The 17,213-nt window shown below is 63.0% G+C and carries 14 protein-coding genes; 8 read left to right on the top strand and 6 right to left on the bottom strand.

Features of this window, described 5'->3' with window-relative positions; all coding sequences use genetic code 11:
* Window positions 1-182 precede the first annotated feature (182 nt).
* From F758_RS0108735 to F758_RS0108715, 4 genes are all read left to right on the top strand, one after another.
* Window positions 183-878: a hypothetical protein gene (locus tag F758_RS0108735; protein WP_024507510.1), complete on the top strand. Its 696-nt coding sequence runs from the start codon at window positions 183-185 to the stop codon at window positions 876-878.
* 626 nt (window positions 879-1,504) lie between these two features.
* Complete coding sequence (locus F758_RS0108725; protein WP_198026438.1) at window positions 1,505-2,299, top strand: acetoacetate decarboxylase family protein; 795 nt, start codon at window positions 1,505-1,507, stop codon at window positions 2,297-2,299.
* 73 nt (window positions 2,300-2,372) lie between these two features.
* Window positions 2,373-3,617 (top strand): ABC transporter substrate-binding protein, encoded by a 1,245-nt coding sequence (locus tag F758_RS0108720; RefSeq protein WP_084305177.1) that lies wholly within the window; start codon window positions 2,373-2,375, stop codon window positions 3,615-3,617.
* On the top strand, window positions 3,614-4,378 hold the full coding sequence (locus F758_RS0108715) for an SDR family NAD(P)-dependent oxidoreductase (protein WP_051386767.1): 765 nt from the start codon (window positions 3,614-3,616) through the stop codon (window positions 4,376-4,378). Before F758_RS0108720 ends, F758_RS0108715 begins: the two co-directional genes overlap by 4 nt.
* 6 nt (window positions 4,379-4,384) lie before the next feature.
* On the opposite strand, the gene F758_RS0108710 is transcribed toward F758_RS0108715, so the two are convergent.
* Together F758_RS0108710 and F758_RS0108705 are read right to left on the bottom strand one after the other, a co-directional pair.
* On the bottom strand, window positions 4,385-5,164 hold the full coding sequence (locus F758_RS0108710) for an IclR family transcriptional regulator (protein WP_024507506.1): 780 nt from the start codon (window positions 5,162-5,164) through the stop codon (window positions 4,385-4,387).
* Window positions 5,165-5,367: 203 nt separating this feature from the next.
* Entirely contained in the window at window positions 5,368-6,198 is an 831-nt protein-coding gene (locus F758_RS0108705) for a helix-turn-helix domain-containing protein (protein WP_245286443.1), read from the bottom strand.
* A gap of 418 nt (window positions 6,199-6,616) precedes the next feature.
* On the opposite strand from F758_RS0108705, the gene F758_RS0108700 reads away from it, so the two are divergent.
* Genes F758_RS0108700 through F758_RS0108685 form a run of 4 tightly spaced genes read left to right on the top strand, consistent with a single transcriptional unit; the run spans window position 6,617 to window position 8,504 of the window.
* Window positions 6,617-6,850 (top strand): hypothetical protein, encoded by a 234-nt coding sequence (locus tag F758_RS0108700; RefSeq protein ID WP_024507504.1) that lies wholly within the window; start codon window positions 6,617-6,619, stop codon window positions 6,848-6,850.
* Window positions 6,840-7,148, top strand: a complete 309-nt coding sequence (locus F758_RS0108695) for a PilZ domain-containing protein (protein ID WP_024507503.1) — start codon at window positions 6,840-6,842, stop codon at window positions 7,146-7,148. The genes F758_RS0108700 and F758_RS0108695 overlap by 11 nt, the downstream gene beginning before the upstream one ends.
* Before the next feature lie 42 nt (window positions 7,149-7,190).
* A complete protein-coding gene (locus F758_RS0108690; protein ID WP_024507502.1) occupies window positions 7,191-7,415 on the top strand; it encodes a hypothetical protein in 225 nt (74 codons plus the stop codon).
* 39 nt (window positions 7,416-7,454) lie between these two features.
* Window positions 7,455-8,504 (top strand): HD-GYP domain-containing protein, encoded by a 1,050-nt coding sequence (locus tag F758_RS0108685; RefSeq protein WP_024507501.1) that lies wholly within the window; start codon window positions 7,455-7,457, stop codon window positions 8,502-8,504.
* A 159-nt stretch (window positions 8,505-8,663) separates the two neighbouring features.
* On the opposite strand, the gene F758_RS0108680 is transcribed toward F758_RS0108685, so the two are convergent.
* The 4 genes from F758_RS0108680 to F758_RS0108665 form a co-directional block, all read right to left on the bottom strand.
* Window positions 8,664-10,991 (bottom strand): xanthine dehydrogenase family protein molybdopterin-binding subunit, encoded by a 2,328-nt coding sequence (locus F758_RS0108680; protein ID WP_024507500.1) that lies wholly within the window; start codon window positions 10,989-10,991, stop codon window positions 8,664-8,666.
* 176 nt (window positions 10,992-11,167) lie between these two features.
* Complete coding sequence (locus F758_RS0108675) at window positions 11,168-12,049, bottom strand: dihydrodipicolinate synthase family protein (RefSeq protein WP_024507499.1); 882 nt, start codon at window positions 12,047-12,049, stop codon at window positions 11,168-11,170.
* Window positions 12,050-12,128: 79 nt separating this feature from the next.
* Complete coding sequence (locus F758_RS0108670) at window positions 12,129-14,843, bottom strand: M1 family metallopeptidase (protein ID WP_051386765.1); 2,715 nt, start codon at window positions 14,841-14,843, stop codon at window positions 12,129-12,131.
* Window positions 14,844-14,975: 132 nt separating this feature from the next.
* On the bottom strand, window positions 14,976-17,210 hold the full coding sequence (locus tag F758_RS0108665) for a hypothetical protein (protein WP_024507497.1): 2,235 nt from the start codon (window positions 17,208-17,210) through the stop codon (window positions 14,976-14,978).
* Window positions 17,211-17,213 lie beyond the last annotated feature (3 nt).

The raw sequence follows: 17,213 nt of genomic DNA, 5'->3' as shown, positions 1-17,213 counted from the left end.
CCTCCCGCACCCGCAGCCCATCCCGCCTCAGCCTGCTCCAATCGGCAAGATGCCCATCGGCAAAGCCCCGATCGGGAAGGCGCCGATCGGCAAGGCCCCCGGCCCCGTCGTGTCACGCTACTGATACGCGACTTGGCCTAAGGTCTCGCCGAATCTTGTTGCCGAGAGTTGAGGGGCGAAGCGTGGCAAATAAAGCGAAGACGTTAGGCCTGCTTGCGGGATTGATGCTCGCTGTCCTGCTCCCCTGCAACATCCAATCAGCTTCGGCGCACGAGGCTGATGCGCGTGCCGGTTCGGAACGCCTCAATTCCCAGAGCCGGGAGGTCTCCAAGCGCACCGCTGATGCGAATGCGCTTGCTTCCGGTGAGGCAGCCACTCTGTCGAATCCGGCGCCAGGTTCTGCTCGACGAATGGGCTCGGCAAAGGGCCCGTATTACGTGGACTTCAGAGCCAGAACGGCGGCGAGTTGGGGACACGCCTTTGTCTGGTATGGGAAGACAAGCCAGCGAGAGGTTGAAGTCGCGGGTCTGACCCCTGCGGGAGACACGCTCGCTTACATGCTCGGTTACGTGATGTGGGTCCCCTCCGAAACCGGCGCAAGCTACGGCGATCTTGATCCGCAATATCTGACCGCCAGTTACCGGGTCTACTTGAACGAGGCGGACGCCAAAAAAGTTTTCGCCTACATCAAGCAATTGCAGGCGAACTCACCGGTCTGGAGCGCCGAAATATCCAATTGCACTGCGTTTATCGGCAGCATCGCAGAATACATGGGACTGAAAACGCCTGTGCGCTGGACACGTCCTGAGGAATACGTCAACCAGCTCAAGGAAATGAATGGCGGCCGCCAGTTCGTCCGGCTCGCGCCGGAGCAATAACCGGCGTCCGGTCAATGCCGCGCGGCGGCAGCCAGCGCCTCCCCTGTAATTGCTAAGCTGATCTCCATTGTCAGATGACGCCGCGGATAGGTGCGGCTTCGAGTTCCGCGTGGGGGCGATCGATCTCACCCGGGCGGATATTCCGCGCCGCTCGGATTGATCAGCAAGTCCTGCAATGCGGAAGAGATCGGCCGCGCCTTTGCGGCAATGGACGAGTTGTCCGCATAGGCAATCGAACTCGACCGCACGAACGCGACTCGAGTGAGCGCAGCCGAGAGCCTGGCGAGCAAAATGGAGTCCGCCAGTTAGTCGAGGCTCGCGACGATCCCCAACGACCGGACGCTATCAAGCCTCTGGCGAGCATGGGGCGAGCGCGAGGCACGCCACTACCTTCGGCGACCCACGCGCCGTCTTGCTTCCCCCGAAATCCGAACGAGTAAAAATCCATCGACGTATGCGGACAGCGAGGCCGGGCCGCTTGACTCGCGCTCGAAATTTGATTTCATATATGCAATTATAACGGCATATATGAAAATCGAGCAGGACGACCAGCGGGCAGCATGACGCCGATGCGCAAGCCGGCGCGATCCGACGAGCCTCAAGCGAAGACCACGGAAAGAGTTGCAATGACGGAGTTCGACGATCCCAAGAAATACATGTTCGGCAAGTACCGGCTGAAGCCGAACAGCGGCGTCAATCCACCCTATTCGCCGGCCTATCCGGTGGAATGGGGTTGCACCTTGCGCACACTCGAGATCATGACGCGCGTCGCGCCGTCGAAGGTGCAGGCTCTGCTTTCGGACACGCCCTTCGAGATCGTCAACGACCGCGTCGCCTTCCGCTTCATGATCTCGCCCGGCCATTCTCTGGCGCTGCATGCTGGGCAGATGTTCGACCTGATGATCACCGTTCCCGTCCGCTACAAGGGTCTGTTCACCGAGACGCACATCTTCATGTATTGCAGCGACCCAATGGGCATCTGCGCCGGTCGCGAAGTCTTCGGCTACACCAAGAAGGATGCGAACTACTCGTTCGACGAGCGGCCCGACGGCTCGATCGTCGGATCGGTCACGCGGCGCGGCATCCCGCTGGCCGCGTTCAGCTTCACGCCGGATCCTACGGCGCCGGTCGTGCGCATCGTCGACGGCGCGGAGCAGCCCGGCGGCGAGATCCATGTGCGTCGCTTGCCGCACCCCGAGCGGCTGGAGACGGCCTACGCCGACATCGCCTATCGCCGCACGCCGCTGAAATATTCACCGCCAAAGCCGGGCCGCGCGGTGATGACGCTGCATCATTCCGACTACGATCCTATCGCCGATCTGAAGCCGGAGATTGTGGGCGCGCAATTCATGGTGTCGGATGTCTATGGCGGCGGCTTCGAGGTCGAGGATCGCCGGCTGATCGAACGTTTGATTCCGTAACGATCCGCGCGAGGAAAGTGCGGGCAAACGATCGGCTTTGCCGAAAATCGAGCCGAACAACAGGGAGGAGTTGATGAAGGACGCGGTTTTCCCGCTGAGCCGCCGGCACTTTCTGGCCGGCGCCGGCGGTCTTGCATTGTCGATGGGCGGCCTCACCGCGCGGGCGGATGATACCACCCCGCTGCGGCTCGGTGTGCTCACGGACATGTCGAGCCTTTATGCCGACGTGAGCGGCCCGGGCTCGCTGGCGGCGGCGAAGATGGCGGTCGAGGATTTTCTCGCCGGCCCGCACAAGATCAAGCGGCCGATCGAGGTGATCAGCGGCGATCACATGAACAAGGCCGATCTTGCCGCGAACATCGCCCGCGAATGGATCGATCGCAACAATGTGGACGTGATCATCGACGTGCCGAACTCCGCGGTCGCGCTCGCCGTGCGCAACGTCGCGCAGCAAAAGAACAAGGCGATCCTTGTCACCGGCGCCTCCTCTTCGGATCTTACCGGCAAGGCCTGCTCGCCCAATCTGGTGCACTGGACCTACGACACCTACGCGCTCTCGACCGGTGCGGCGCGCGCGATCGTCGCCGAGGGCGGCAAGACCTGGTTCACGCTGACGGCCGATTACGCTTTCGGCCACTCCATGGAGCAGGACATCAAGACTGTGGTGCAGAAGCTCGGCGGCAGCGTTGTCGGCGGCGTGCGCACGCCGATCAACACCCAGGACTTCTCATCCTTCCTGCTGCAGGCGCAAGCCTCGAAGGCGGAGATCATCGCGCTGATCAACGCAGGCGGCGACACCATCAATTCGATCAAGCAGTCGGTCGAATTCGGCATTTCGCGCGGCGGTCAGCGCGTGGTCGCCACCGTGCTCTATCTCAGCGACGTGCATTCCCTCGGGCTGAACACGGCGCAAGGGCTGCAGTTCACCGAATCCTTCTATTGGGATCTGAACGAAGGGACGCGCGCATGGACCAAGCGCTTTGCCCCGCGCAACAACGATAAATATCCGACGGCGCTGCATGCGGGCGCTTACGCGGCCACGCTTCATTACTTGAAAGCGGTCGATCAACTCGGGGCTTCCGACGACGGCAAGGTGGTCGTGGAACAGATGAAGAAACTGCCGACGGACGATCCGCTGTTCGGCAAGGGCACGATTCGCGCCGACGGCCGCAAATTGCACAACATGTATCTGTTCGAGGTGAAGAAGCCGCAGGAATCGAAATATCCCTGGGACTACTACAAGCTTGTCAAGGCGATCGCGCCTGACGAGGCCTGGCGGCCTCTCGAGGAAGGCGGCTGCGATTTCCTCAAATCATGAGCCTGTCGCCCGACGTGGATCGGCCGGTGGCGCTCGTCACCGGAGGCGGCGGCGACATCGGCCGCGCGATCGCGCTACGCCTGGCGGAGAGCTGCAGCGCGGTTGCGATCGTCGATATCGACGAGACCGCCGCCGCGCGCACGGCGGGCCTTGTGCAAGACAAAAGCTGCAAGGCGATGGCGCTGGTTGCGGATGTCTCCAGCGCGATGGAGACTGCAAGCTTTGTCGATGCGGTCGAGACGCGGCTCGGACCAATCGGCATCTTTGCCAACAATGCGGGAATCGAAGGCGTGGTCGCGCCGCTGCACGTGTACCCCGATGACACGTTCGATCGCCTGCTTCAGGTCAACGTCAAAGGTGTCTTCCTTGGCCTGAAGCATGTGCTGGCGCGGATGATTCCGCGCGGGCTCGGTGCCATCGTCAACACCGCCTCCACCTCGGCGATCCGCGGCCGCGCCAACCTTGCCGGCTATGTCGCCTCCAAGCATGCCGTGCTTGGGCTGACGCGAACGGCGGCGCTGGAGGTGGTGGGGACGCAAATCCGGGTGAATGCCGTTCTCCCCGGCCCGACCGAATCGCGGATGATCCGCGAGCTCGATCGCCAAAGCAGCGCCACGATGGGCGGCTTGCGACGGGCGGGATCGGCGCCCCTTGGACGTCCCGAGGACATCGCCGAGGTCGTCGCTTTTTTGGCTTCCGATGCGGCTGCGCATGTCAACGGCGCGGCATGGGTCGTCGATGGAGGAATGACAGTCGGTTAGCCTAAATCACCCCTTCGGGCTGCCGCCGATCTTTTCCGAAACGATCCGCGCGGCATCGCGTAGCTCGCCAGCGATCGTCGCAGCCTCGCTCGCCGGAATCTTGTCTTGCCGCACCAAGGGTACCGTCAGCGCCGCCACCGCGCGGCCGGAGGCCTCGACGATCGGGCAGCTATAGGCCAGGATGCGGGTATAGCCGTCGTCATTGGAAAAATTCCCGCCGTCGGCGGATATGCGATCCAGTGCCACCAGCGCCTTCCTGGCACTGATGTGATCATTGGCGGCGATGACCTCGGCCAGTTCCTCGCGCCGCCCCTCCAACTGGAAGGCGGCGAGCACCTTGGCCGAGGCATATTGCTGGGTGAGTGGAAAGACCGCGCCGACTTTCACCGACCAGCCCATCAGCCATTCCGGCTCGATCCGCGCGATCACCATGAACTGCTCGCCGTGCAGAACGGCCAGATGACAAGAGAGCTGCACGCGGCCGGCCAATCGCTCCATGACGGGAAGCGCCGCCTTCAAAAGCCGTTCGGTCGGCGGATATTGCGAGGCGATCCGAAACAGCTTGAGCGTCAGCGTGTATTCCGCCGTCGCCGGATCACGCGCGACATAGCCGCGGCGCTCAAGGGCGGCCAGCATGCGGAAAATCTCGCCGACCGAGCGGCCGACCCGTTCGGCAAGCTGCTTCTGGGTCAAGCCCTTCGCCTCGGCGGCAAGCGCCTCCAACAGGTCGAGTCCCTTCTCCAGCGCCGGAGCCCCCGGCTGCGCGATCTTGCTTGCTCTTTTCATCTCTGTCGTGTGCATCGGCAACTCTGAAGCGGCCCTGCGCATCGCGCAGCCCTGCTCTCGCCTTTACCTGATGCGCCGCCCGATTTAAATATACGCCGGATGCGCTCGACGAGCGCCGCCTCCATCGGCTTTCACGTTCGCCACCCGGCGCGGCCGATCGATGTTGTCCTGTACAAGCTGATTTTCGGGCTGGGAGATACCGCTCAAGAGTTGCGGGCTCGTGCGAGTGTTTCCGAAGGTGTTTCGCCGAACTGGACGCGGTAGCTGTGTGCGAAATCGCTGAGGTGCCAGAAGCCCAAGGCGAGCGCGGCGGCCTTGACGCTATGAGTGCCGGCGCGGAGCCGCTGCCGCACAAGCCACAACCGTCGCAAGCGCAGGTAACGATGCAGGCTCATGCCCCGATACCTCAAGACCGCATCATGGATCGTGCGCACGGGTACGCCGAGTTGTCTTGCAACATCCCGGCTGTAGATCGGGCCCGTAATATTGGCTGATAGCGCCTCCCGCACCGCCTGAAAGATCTTGAACTGGCGGACCGAGTTCGCCCGTGATGCCCAGCGTGCCGGTACCACGTCCGCGAATGCGGCATCGATGCTGCCGACCAAGGACTCCCGCATGCCGGGCGCGGCATCAGCCAGTTCGGCCTCCGAGAAGCGGCGAGCCGCGGCGAGGATTTCCGCTACCAGCGTGCGCAAACGCCGCTGCGCCGGGGCGCTCGTTTCGAAGATCCTGAAGTTTGGACCGGCCTCCGGCCAGCCGCGCCCCTCGATCTGCGGTGTGAAGACGATCAGCGCGAATTGTCGCTCCACATGTTCGACCGCATTGTAGGCAGCCCCATTGTTGCCGATCATGATGAAGGGCTGATCCTGTTCAACACCGTTGAAGCGAGTCGGAATGCCCTCATCCATCGCCACGCCGATGGCAGTGCAATTGGGGGCGAGCCGCGCGTCAACGATCCGCGGAAAGGATTTTATGAAGTTGATGGACCAGCCGGGCAGATTGAGGATCACCTGCTCGGCTGAGATCTTTCGCACCAGCGGCGTGAAATCCACATCGACGTTTCGAATCCAACTGCGAAACTCATCGATATCGGAAAACCGGAAGACCTTTGGTGCCAGGCTTGGCGACTGCGAAATGCTCGTTGGCAATGCGGCGGCGTCCTCCCTGACTGCCGGTAATAAAATACTCTTCGGCTTCCCGATCTCCTCAAATACGCGCGTCCGTGATCACGAATGATGGTCGTGAATCTTGGCCCATCCTTTGGACAGGCCCCGCGCGTTGCATGCAACGAAAGCGCGCCCGAAATTTCCTCTGCCAAATTTCGATATGCTTTTAGGCGATTCCAGAGGTAGCCCGCAACCTGGATGCAGTAGGTTTAATAAATTCCATTAAGATTTGCATCGTGAAATTCCGCTGCTGAGACCTGATGTTTCACAGTGGAATTTGCGGGCCATGGCCGCCGTCGCTTCCGCCAAACTCGTTGCCGAGGTTGCGTCCGCCGCTCGAGGCGGTTCGCCCGAACGGCGCGTGCGCGTGTTGGAGCTCGGCATGGCGCTGTTCGAGACACTCTACGTGCCGGCAGCGCAATGCACCATGCGCTTCGAGCCGCCGATGCCCTCGTCAGCCAGGACACTCAAAAAACTCGAGACACCCTCGCGACCGAGGAGGTCAAGCGATGACGGGTGAAAGTCGAAAGTCAAGTCGCGTGCGCCTGGAACACAAGCACCCCGTCAACCTGATGGGCGTCGACGGCACGTGGCGGCGCAGTTGCGTCCTGCTCGACGTCTCCGCGACCGGTGCGAAGATCGAGGTCGAGGGCTCGATTGACGTGCTCCGGGCCCGCGAGTTCTTCCTGCTCCTCTCGTCCACAGGCCTGGCGTTCCGTCGTTGCGAACTGGTGTGGATCGACGGCGCCATGGCCGGCGTTCGGTTCGTCAAGGCCAAGTCTGCCAAACACAGCCAGCAAGCGGCGAAAGTGCAATGATTTATTCCAATGGTTTGATTGTTAGATCCAAGAGCGATTTCGATGCAACTGATCTCTTCACGGACAATTGCCGGACCTGAGGGCGAAGCTCTCTCCACAAACCAGGCCCGCGAAGCCTTGTTTCGAGACGATCGCGGCGACTTCATCCTTTATCGCGCCGATGGCGACGCAGCTCTTGCAGGGGAGGAGAGAATAGTCCGCCTCGGATTGCGCGAGGCGCTGATCTGGTTGAACGAACCGGACGACTATGGCTCGTGGTGGGAGTGAGGCGATGGCTTTCGTACGCCGCTAGAGGCTGCGACACTGATGCCTGTTCACCTGCTCGCCGACAGCCCGGCCAAGCTCACCGCCCTCCGCACCATGCTGGAGCCGAAGTTTGCCGTGACCTCGGAAATGCTCGGAGGCGCAACTGTCCAGCGCGGCGACGTGCAGGCGCTTGTGGTCAGAGCCGACCTGCGCACCATCGAAAACATCTGCGCGCTCAAGAAGATCCTCAACGCCTTGAGCAAGGTGCGCAGACGCATCTTTCTTGTCGACGAGACCGCGCATTTGCACGTCTCGCAAGCCTACGCGCTTGGCGCGACACGCGTCTTGCTCGGGCCGGTCAATCAGGCAAGGCTGCTCGCGGAATTGGCCGAGCATGCGCCATGCGGCTCGGCACCGAGCGCGGATGCGCGCGGCGTGCAGGCGGCCGCTTCCATCGGCGAAGCGGCGCTGGCTTCGATGTTCACGGCGGTGGCGACCGGCATGCCGATCGACGCCGCGAGCGCCAAGAGCGCCGGGAGCGCGATCGCGGACTCGATCGCCGAACACGGCCTGAGCGACTGGCTGGTGGCGGTACGGCGCCACCATGAGGGCACCTATCAGCATTGCCTCCTGGTCACCGGCGTCGCCGTCGATTTCGGGCTGAGCCTTGGCGTGCCCAAGGCCGACATCGAGCGGCTGTCTTCGGCCGCCATGTTTCACGATGTCGGCAAGGCCAAAATCCCGCTCGCGGTCCTCGACAAGCCCGGGCGTCTCGATGCTTCCGAACGCGCACTGGTCGAAACGCACGCGGTGGCCGGTTACGACGTGCTCAAGAGCAACAGCCTGATCTCCGCAGAGATTCTCGACGCGGTGCGGCACCACCACGAATTTCTCGACGGTAGCGGCTATCCCGACGGTCTCTGCGCCGGAAGCATTTGCGACCTCGTCCGCATCCTCACGATTTCGGACATCTTTTCCGCGCTGATCGAGCACCGCCCCTACAAGGCGCCGACATCGCGCGAGGATGCCTTCGCCATTCTTCAGGGCATGCACGGCAAGCTGGAGAAGCCGCTCGTCGCCGCCTTCCGCGACGTGGCGCTGAACAGGTGATCATTTTCGGAGGCGCCTGCAACTCGCTCTCGCGCGGGTTCAACAGGACACTGCAATTCCGTGGCGCTCGCGAAGCGAGCGAACCCGGGATCCTGCGCCACCACAACCTCTGGATTCCGGGTTCGCGCTTACGCGCGCCCCGAAATGACGTAGGCAAAGTTAAGCGCCCGCGGCCCTGGCGTCTTGAATCGCCTTCCAGATCTTTTGCGGCGTCAGCGGCGTGTTGAGCTGGGTGATGCCGAGTTCGCTTAACGCATCCATCACGCCGTTGGTGACACAGGGCGGGCCGCCGATCGCGCCCGATTCGCCGCAGCCTTTCGAGCCCAGCGGATTGGTGCGGCAGGGTGCGGAATCATCCAGCGTTACCGTAATCGGCGGAATATCCGCCGCGCGCGGAATGCAATAGTCCTGATAGCTCGCGGTCAGCATCTGCCCTTCGGCATCGTAGGCCACACCCTCATAAAGCGCCTGGCCGATGCCTTGCGCGACGCCGCCATGGATCTGGCCCGTCACAAGCATCGGATTGACGGCGACGCCGACGTCGTCGACCGTGGTGTAGCGCACGACGCGGCTCTCGCCGGTCTCGGGATCGATCTCGACCTCGCAGATATGCGTGCCATTCGGCCAGCTCGGACCATCGACCTCACCCTCGCTGTCGACGGAGAGCTGGGCGCCGGCCTCCTTCTTGGCGATATCGAACAGGCTGATGCGGCGGTCGGTGCCGACCACCGTAAGAAAGCCGTCGCGATACTCGATGTCCTCGACCGAGGTCTCGAGCAGGTTGGAAGCCTTCTCGCGCGCCTTGGTGATCATGTCATTGGCCGAGACCGCGACCGCCGTGCCGCCGACGAACAGCGAGCGCGAACCGACGCTGCCGAAGCCGGTGGCAAGATCGGTATCGCCCTGCACGACGTCGATCTTGTCGAGGGGAATGCCGAGCGCCTCCGAGATCATCTGAGTGTAGGTGGTCTGCAGCCCCTGCCCCATCGCCATCGTGCCGGAATGCAGGATCACGCGCCCTTCCGCGGTCGCATGCAGCGAAACCTTCTCGGTGTGCGCCCGACCACCGGTCCATTCGATATAGCTGGTCAGCCCACGGCCATAGAGCAGGCCTTTCTTCTTTGCCGCCCGCTTGCGCGCATTGAATCCGTCCCAGTCGGCGAGCTTGGCGGCGCGGTCGAGCATATGGGCGAAAGCGCCGGAATCGTAGACCTGCCCCACCGGGTTCGTATAGGGCAGTTGCGACGGCTTGATGTAGTTCGCTTTCCGGATCGCGCGCGGGTCCATGCCGATTTTTCGCGCGGCCGCGTCGAACAGCCGCTCGACAATGAAGACCGCTTCGGGCCGGCCAGCGCCGCGATAGGCGCCGACGGGCGCGGTGTTGGTGATCACGGTCTTCACCTCGAAGTGCACCAGCGGCAGGTCGTAAACGCCGGTCTGCACGAACGGTCCGAGCACCAGGGGAATGATGTTCGCCGTACCCGACATATAGGCCCCGGTGCCGCCGACCGAGCGCACGCGATAGGCGAGCACCCTGCCGTTTTCGTCGAGCGCGAACTCGCCGGTCGAGGTGAGGTCGCGGCCATGGGTGCCGCCGACGAAATCGTCGGTGCGGTCGCCGCGCCAGCGGATTTTCCTGGCAAGCTTCACTGCGGCGTAAGCGACAATGCCGTCCTCGGGGTAGACATTGGTCTTCTGACCGAAGCCGCCGCCGATATCGCCGACCAGCACACGCACCGAATCCTTCGGCCGTTTCAGCACGGCTTCCGCGAGCACGTCGCGGGTCGAACCCGGCGTCTGCGATTGCACGTATAGCGTCAGCCGGCCCGATTTCTTGTCGACCTCGGCAATGGTCGAGCGCGGCTCCATGGCGGAGGGCACCAGGCGCTGGCTGACGAGGTCGAGCGAGACCCTATGCGCCGCCTTGACGAAAGCTTCCTCGACCTTGGTCGCATCGCCATAGTTCATGCTGGCTACGACATTGTCGGGCGCCTGTGGCCAGACCAGGGGCGCGCCGGGCTTGAGCGCCTCCAGCGGATCGACCACGGCCGGCAGAACCTCGTACTCGACCGCGATCGCTTCCGCCGCTTCCTGAGCCAGCGCACGCGAGCTTGCGATCACGGCGGCGACGGGCTCGCCGGCAAAGCGCACCACTTCGTGCGCAAGCAGGCGCCGTGGCGGAACGGTCATGGGCGAGCCATCCGGCCGCTTGAAAATGGCGAGCGTCGGAATCGTGCCGATATCGTCCCTGATCAGGTCTTCGCCAGTGAATACTGCCTCAACACCGGGCATGTCGGCGGCCGGCTTGGTGTCGATCGAAACGATCTTGGCATGGGCGTGCGGGGAGCGCAGCACATGCAGCCACAGCGCACCGTCGGCCGGCTTGTCGTCGATGAACTGTCCCTTCCCGGTGAGCAGTCTCTGGTCTTCCAAACGCTTGATCGGCTGGCCCGCGCCAAAACGTAAATTGCCGGGAAGAATATTCATCAGTTCGACCTCAAGTCTTTTTGTGACGTTGGCGGGTTTTAGCGGATTTGACGGACGAGACAACCGCAGCCGTCATTCCGGGGCGCGCATAGGGCGAACCCGGAATCTCGAGATTCTCAGACGTGCAATAGCACATCAGAGTTCGACGCTGCCGCGTCGCCCCGGAATGACGGTGCTCAAGAAATCGTCAACTCACGAAGCACCGCTTCGACGACCTTGCGCGCGTCCGCGGCGAGCGGGGCCTGCGGCGGGACGGGATCGCCGACCTCGTAGCCCTGGATGGCGAGCCCCGCCTTGATGCAGGCAGCGAGGTTGTAGCGTGCAAAGGCCTCGTTGACGCGCCACAGCTTGCGCTGGAGCGCCATCGCCTCGTCCCAGCGCTTTGCCTTGCAGAGGTTATAGAGTTCGACGCTCTGCCGCGGGATGATGCAAGCCGGCCCCGCCATCCAGCCCACTCCGCCGATCAGCATCACCGCTGACGGAATATGGGCCGATGCGGAGAACACGCGGATGTCATCACCGCAACGGCTGATGATCGACAACAGCCGCCCGGTATTGGTGGAGGCGTCCTTGATATAGCCGATGCGCGGATGGCTCGAAAGCCGCGCGATCACGTCGAGCGACAGATCGGAGCGCTGGAATTGCGGATTGGTGTAGATCACGACCGGGATATCGACTGCATCCGCAATGCTGCGGAAATAGGATTCCACCTGCGCATCGCTCAAGGGAAAATAGGCTTCCAGGATCGCCAGGATGCCGTCGGCCCCACACTCCTGATAACTGCGCGCCTGCGCCACCGCATCCGCGGTCGCGGTCGAGACCACGCCGGCAACGACCGGCACGCGGCCCTGCGCGGCCTCGATCGTGGCCTGCACCACGACCCTGCGCTGCGCATTGTCGAGATAGGCAAACTCCCCGGTGGAGCCGAGCGGCGTCAGCCCATGCACGCCCGCCTTGATGAGATCGTCGCAGAGTTGTCCCAGCACGCCGCTGCGGATCTTGCCGTCGGCATCGATCGGTGTGACGAGATAGGGAAAGACACCGTGAAAGTGGGACATGGCGGGATGGAGCCTTAACTTGACAACGCCGGCGTCTCTTCGCCCGCTGCGCCATCGAAGTCAATCGCGACACGCCGCCTCACGGCCGCGCGTTCGCCTGCTCCTTGATCCATGCGTCCACCGCCGGGAGCGCGCGCGCTTTCAGGTCGGCGGAGATCGCGATCATCTCGACGGCGCGAGCGGTGGTCACCTTTCCGCCGCTGCTCGCCTGCGCCGGCGCGAATTGCAGAAGCTCGGCGGCATAGGCACCGTCGCTGAAATTGGTCATCAGATGCGCAATGAACTCATCGCGAAAGGAAGGGCCAAGCTTGGCGAACAGTGCATCGTAATGCTTCTGCACGAAATGCCAGGCAAGCTCGGGCTGCTCGCCGGAAGAAGCCACCGCGTTGATCATGCCGGGAATGATGGTGGTCGGCAATTCGCCGTTCAGCGCCAATTTGAGCGTATCGCGCGCGAGCACCGGATCGTGCGCGCTCGCCGCGGCGTAATAATATCGCAGACGTTCGTCGGTCGAGGTCGCCTTGCGCGCAAGCGACAGCAGCGTGTCGTAGGTCGGCCGATCGGCCGATATGCCGACCACATGGGCGACCGGCTCACGCAGCGCAACCGGCAGCGAGGCGGGATCCTGCAGGAACCGCGCGAACCTGCGCTTGGCTTCCGCGATGACATCGGCATCACCAAATTCGCCGAGCGTCCTGATCAGGCTGGCGCGCAACAGCGTATCGTCATCGTCGGCCGAGCCCGACCCCTCCCAGCCGAGGCGGTCAAAGACTGGACGCAAGGTCGTTCGGGCAAAGGCCTGCAGCGCCGGCCGCTCGGCGCGATCGCGCGCAAGCCGATTAAGCTGCGCCAGCGCGCCGATCACCTGGTCCCAGATGGCGCGCTGGTCGTTGGTCGCGATCCTGCCAAGCAAGGAGAGATAGGTTGGCGGCTCGGCGCGACCGGCCTGGACGAGAGCCCAGCTATCGGCAAGAAAGTTGAGGCGATCCTCCGGGGCCATCGCATTGAGCGCTTTCGTCAGCGCGGACAGCTCCTTCGATCCGTACTCGGTGCGATAATAGCCGATATCGCCGAGATTGACCTTGATCGGCGTTCCGCATTTGCCGGCGGTGATCTCAGCATTGCCGTCGAGCAGGAGATTGCTGCGCGGCCCTCGGCCGATCGGACCAACCGCGACCGGAATCTGCCAATGCCGCGGCGGCAGAGCCCCGTTGTCGGCGCCGGCGGATCGCGTCGGCACGATCACGAAGCGCTCCTGCCGCAGTGTGAGCCGCTGGGCCCTGCCGTTGCAGTTTGTTTCGGCGATCACCAGCGGCACGCCGTCCTGTTCCGTAAACGATGCGGCGACCGTCGACACCGGCTTGCCGGCGGCGAGCTCGAGCGCCTGCCAGAGATCCGCTGTGGTCGCATTGCCGTAGGCGTGCGCGGCCATGTATCGCCGGATGCCGTCGCGGAACGCGGTCTCGCCGAGCCAGTTCTCCAGCATGCGGATGAAGGCCTGGCCCTTGCTGTAGGTGATGCCGTCGAAGGCGGTCATCGCCTCGCTCTCGTCGCCGACCTTTTGCTGGATGGGATGCGACGTGCGGCGCGCGTCGAGCGCCATCGCATATTGCTTCTGGCCGTAGCCGTTGAACCAGGTCTTCCACTGCGGATAGAAATGCTCGGCGGCCTTTTCCTGCATCCAGCTCGCAAAACCCTCATTGAGCCAGAGATTGTCCCACCAGCCCATGGTGACGAGATCGCCGAACCATTGGTGCGCCATTTCATGCGCCAGGATGCTGAAGATGCCGCGGCGAAGGCTGTCGGCGCTGGTCGCGGGATCGAACAGCAGCCGGCTTTCGAAAAAAGTGATGCCGCCCCAATTTTCCATCGCGCCGCCAAACCCGCCGGGCACCGCGATCAGGTCGAGCTTGGGTAGCGGATATTTGATGCCGAAATAATCGTTGTAAAATGAAAGCAGTTTTGTCGCGTTCTCCAGCGCAAAGCGCCCCTGCTCGCTTTTTCCCGACGTCGTCACCACGCCGACCGCGACGCCCTCGACAACCGCCGTGATCCGCTCGAGTTCGCCGGCCGCGAACACGAACAGATAGCTCGACATCTTCGGCGTCGGCGCAAAGTCGACGCGTTTCAGCTCCGTCGAGACAACTTGTTCGCGCATGACCGGCATGTTGCCGACGGCGAGAAATTTCTGCGGGACGGTCGCAGTGAGCGTAAACGTCGCCTTGAAGGCAGGCTCGTCCCAGCACGGGAAAATGCGCCTCGCATCAGCCGGCTCGAGCTGAGTTGCGATCATCCGTTTGACTCCCTGGCCGGTCGGATAATCCGCGTAATAAAGCCCGCGCCCGAACGGATTGATCTTGGCGGAAAAGGCGATGTGCAGATGATGGATGCCGGCGGCAAGCGGCTCGCGCAAGGACAGCGTCGCCGTCTCGGCGCCTGCATCGAGGCTGACGTCGGGACGCAGCTTGTCGTCGATGGTCACCTCGCTCAGGCTCATATTGACGGCATTCAGAACGACCCGAGTCGTGGGCTCGCGCACCTCGATGTCGACGAGTTCGGTGCCTGACAGCGTCAGCTTCTGCGGATCGGGGTTCAGGTCGATGCCGTAATGAGTGGGAACGACGGTCTTTGGCAGCTTGCCCGGCGTCGTCTCAAAGGAATACGTCGCTTCGGCGCGCGCTGGCGAGAGCAGCGCAAGCGGCAGCACAAGGGCCAGGACCGCCACGGCCGCTCCAAGCCGCACATTGACGAGGCGCATATTGGAGAGGATTTTCTGGAAAAGGACGATAGTCATCAGCCGAGAGCCCCAACGTTACCAGCATCTCAGGCTGGGCCGTTTGCGACAATAGCCGATGTTGCGTCGCGCCAACAGGCACACGATTCCGGCCGAAAGCATCAACTCCGTGCCCAACAAATAGTGTCACACTTAGTGGGCCAGCGGATCGGGCCGTAGCTGAAAATGAACGACCAGTGGGCTCGAGCGGGTCTGCGCGGTCTTGCCGGGCGCACCAGGGGCAGGCGCGTCGATGGCCTCGATATGGAATGGCGTGCGATTGCCTGACGTCACCCATAGCCCACGCGCTTTCCAGCCTGCATTCGGATCGTCGATCCGGCCGTCGATGCCCTTGGCGAAAAAGCCCATGGGATAAGGAACGCGCAATTCGACGATACGGCCACCGACCAGCGCATGCAGCGAATCCGACTGATTGCCGGTCGCGATCGGCGTGTCCGCGCCCAAGCCCAGGATGTTGTGCTGATCGACCCAAAGATAATACGGATTCTCCACGGCGCCCGACGAGCCCTGGAAGGCCGGCCCCGGCAACGGATAGAAATCCCAGCCTTCCGGGCATTTGTTGCCTTGCTCGGCGCCAGGTCCATTGAGGGGTCCACGGCATTTGTGCCGATCGAAACTTGCGATATGGCCGCTGTCGAGCGGTACCCAGACCACGCCCTTGCGGTCGATATCCATGCCGCGGATACCGTAGCCGGGCATCGGCACCCTGTAGACCTCGGCGAGCGCGGTCGCGGGCGGATCGGATCCGGGATCGAGCCGGATGATATAGCCGGGATGTTGCAGGCTCGATCCCCAGATCGAGCCATCGAGCGGGCTCCAGGAGATGCCATAGATGCCGAACGGCACGCGCGTGTCCTTCTTCGGGTCCACGGGTTGGCCCGGCTCGTTGTAGCCTTCGTCGCGCTTGCCATTGCCGTTGGTATCGACAATTAGCGGCGTCCAGCCCTGCGCCGCGCCGGCATCGCCGGTCTGCCAGTATTTCTTGGTATCGACCCAGCCGATGACCGCAAGCTTGCCCGACGTGTTGGTTCCCATCCACAACGTCTCGTCGGCATCTTCCGCGAAATTCAAATGCTGCGTGCCGAAGCAGGTGTCGATGAAGGAGAATTTCTGAGTTTTGGGATCGTAAACCGTGAGCTGCCTTGCGTTCTGGAAAAAGCCCTCGTGCTGGACGGTGAGAGGATAAAGCTGCGCGGAAGCCAATGCGGACTCCTTGCCGCAATAGCGAGGCTGATTGTTGGGCGCGCGCATCTGCGCTGTGAAATAGACGCGTCCCTCGTGGTCCATGGTCGGGGTGTGCGCATTGGCGCGGCTGTCCCAGACCTGCTCGGTGCCCCAATAGGGTGACGGCGCGAACACCGGATTGGCCTCCGCCGAGCTTGGCGTATCCTCGGGATCGCGCACCGGCATCTTGATCTCGGATTTCGCGTTGTGGACCGGATCGAGAATCGGAATCTGGTCGACCGAAAGCTCGGTCGCGCCATAGAGCGGACCGAAGGCATTGACCGTCGGGTCGCGTTTGTCGGTGGCCGAAAGATCGTGCAGATAATGCTTGGGATCGAGCCAGTCGCGCACGGTGATGACGAAATTGCGTTCGACGCCGACCGGCCGCGGCGGGCTTTGGCTCGGCAGTTCGCCCTTCTTGATGCGATCCGACCAGTCGGCCAGCGCAGCCAGATGGCCGCCGTCCGGCGTCAGCAGGCGGCCCATGGTGCGCACCATGGTGGTGCCGCCCGGCCCCGATTGCAGGCGCTGCGCCCAAGCCGCGATCGCGTTCTCGGAATGGCTGAACAGCTCCGGGATGGTGCGCGTCGCGTAGTTGCCGATCTGGTGGCAATTGCCGCAGCCATTTGTCTTGATCACATCCAGCCACTGATCCTGGGTCTTGAACTCCACCGGAATGCCGTTGCCGTTGGCTCCCGTACCCGGGAATTTGCTGTTATCGGGAATCCGCAACAGCGAGAACCAGTAGATTGCCGGGTAATATTGCGCGGCGGCAGCGAGATTGGGCGCGATGTCGGCTGCGAGGCTGTGCCGGCTCCCGGGATCTGCTGCGATCTTCTTTGAATCCACCAGGCCATAGCCGCGCACCCAGAGCTGGTAATGCGCCTTCGGCAAGTCCGGAATGAGGAAGCGGCCGGCATCATCGGTGACCACGATCTTCGCAAAACCTGTGCCGAGGTCCCGCGTTTCAGCAATGACCCAGACGCCGGCTTCCGGGCCAAACCGGCTGGTGACAACGCCGCCGATATCATTGGCGCCGATCTCGATGCCGGCTGGGCCTGGCTGCGAATGCAAGCGTGCGCCGGCAGTTGCGGCGAGCAACGCAGCCGTGAAGCAGATGACGACCGTCGAACGCAAGTGCATCCG

The organism is Bradyrhizobium sp. ARR65, from assembly GCF_000472385.1.
Classification (GTDB): Bacteria; Pseudomonadota; Alphaproteobacteria; order Rhizobiales; family Xanthobacteraceae; genus Bradyrhizobium.
The sequence above is the reverse complement of the archived record's forward strand: the minus strand, read 5'-3'. Positions and strand labels throughout refer to the sequence as shown.